Genomic DNA, 1,223 nt, shown 5'->3' with positions numbered 1-1,223 from the left:
AAAAACTTCTTTAAAAATTTACGAATAGCTTGGGTAAGTTTTTGCTTAAAAGATAAATATAGGAAAACAAAAAAATCTACTTTATCTTCTCTTAAACTTATAAACATCCCTTAACTTGACGCGTATGTTACGTCGTAGCCGCCCGGAGTGGTAGGCAGAACATATATATTGTGAACTACACTACCGCTAATCGGTGGCGGTTGTATAGGATTGGAACCACCATCAACACTTGGACCGACGAAAGGACCCATAGGAGTAAGCAGAGTAGTGACTCTATGTATTGCATTTGAAGGTCTTTGAATTATAGGTAATAGATGTTCAACTACTTCACGTCTTTGCCCTACAGGGGGGGTATTCACTATAACATTACCGACAGGAGTATTTATTAACATTTTAATGATATTATCTATTGTTACATCTCCTGTTGGTTCTATCAGTAAAAAGTACAAAGGAATTACCTGTAATTTGCCATCTGACAAATCCGCCTTCATTAGCAGTAACGTTAAACGGTAAGCTTGCAGCATTACCGACTATTATATTGCCTCCTGCTCCGCTAATGACAGGATAAGCACTACCCTGCCCAATAGCAGATGGATTATTTTGTGCAGTTAAAAATACTTTAATTGAAGAAACATTTGATAAATCAAAGGTACTACCGCTTGCGAATACTATATTACCGTTATTTGCGTTACCTGTTTGACCTGCATTTATAGTATCATAGAAGACATTTATAATAAGCTCACCGGTAGGAGTAGCAGAGCCTGTATAAGTAACTTGATTATTACCAAGGTCAAAAGTAATATTACTACCTGATATATTACCCCCGACATTTACTTTAGTATTATCACCGGTCAACATCATTGTGCTTGATCGGCAACTATAGTATTTTCTCCTAAATTCGATGCAATGAAAGCGGTTTTCTTCGGTACAAAAGTAATAACATTAGCACCAGTTACCGCTTTTTTTAGCCATACATCATCATCGAATTTATGACTACCGCCGTTAATAGGTGCTTGTACAAGTGCAGCATTAGTATATTCTGCTGAAGAATCGCTACTGCTCCCTTTGAAGTTCTCTGAAACGATTTTTGTTTTGTAACTAAACACCTCTCAGCTATAAGCTGAGAGGTGATAAAGTGGAATCGATTAGAAATCGATCATCATTAATAGGCTCACCTTCTTGCTCATCAATATACTGCTGTATCATTTCATCAGTAATATTAC

Annotated in this window: 3 protein-coding genes; all 3 read right to left on the bottom strand. The window is 36.7% G+C overall.

What is annotated here, in order from left to right; genetic code table 11:
- Nucleotides 1–110: 110 nt before the first annotated feature.
- Genes ACKTSD_RS01640 through ACKTSD_RS01630 form a run of 3 tightly spaced genes read right to left on the bottom strand, consistent with a single transcriptional unit; the run spans nucleotide 111 to nucleotide 1,106 of the window.
- Nucleotides 111–392: a hypothetical protein gene (locus tag ACKTSD_RS01640; RefSeq protein WP_412707712.1), complete on the bottom strand. Its 282-nt coding sequence runs from the start codon at nucleotides 390–392 to the stop codon at nucleotides 111–113.
- Nucleotides 393–402: 10 nt separating this feature from the next.
- Complete coding sequence (locus tag ACKTSD_RS01635; protein ID WP_412707711.1) at nucleotides 403–861, bottom strand: hypothetical protein; 459 nt, start codon at nucleotides 859–861, stop codon at nucleotides 403–405.
- Entirely contained in the window at nucleotides 858–1,106 is a 249-nt protein-coding gene (locus tag ACKTSD_RS01630) for a hypothetical protein (RefSeq protein ID WP_412707710.1), read from the bottom strand. Before ACKTSD_RS01630 ends, ACKTSD_RS01635 begins: the two co-directional genes overlap by 4 nt.
- Nucleotides 1,107–1,223: the final 117 nt, after the last annotated feature.

Origin of the sequence: Candidatus Rickettsia kedanie (genome assembly GCF_045865205.1) — a bacterium.
Lineage (GTDB): Bacteria > Pseudomonadota > Alphaproteobacteria > Rickettsiales > Rickettsiaceae > Rickettsia > Rickettsia australis.
The sequence above is the reverse complement of the archived record's forward strand: the minus strand, read 5'-3'. Positions and strand labels throughout refer to the sequence as shown.

Excerpts from the sequence above, each read along its gene's own strand:
- ACKTSD_RS01640 (WP_412707712.1), bottom strand. The coding sequence starts at position 392 with ATGTTAATAAATACTCCTGTCGGTAATGTTATAGTGAATACCCCCCCT.
- ACKTSD_RS01635 (WP_412707711.1), bottom strand. The coding sequence starts at position 861 with ATGATGTTGACCGGTGATAATACTAAAGTAAATGTCGGGGGTAATATA.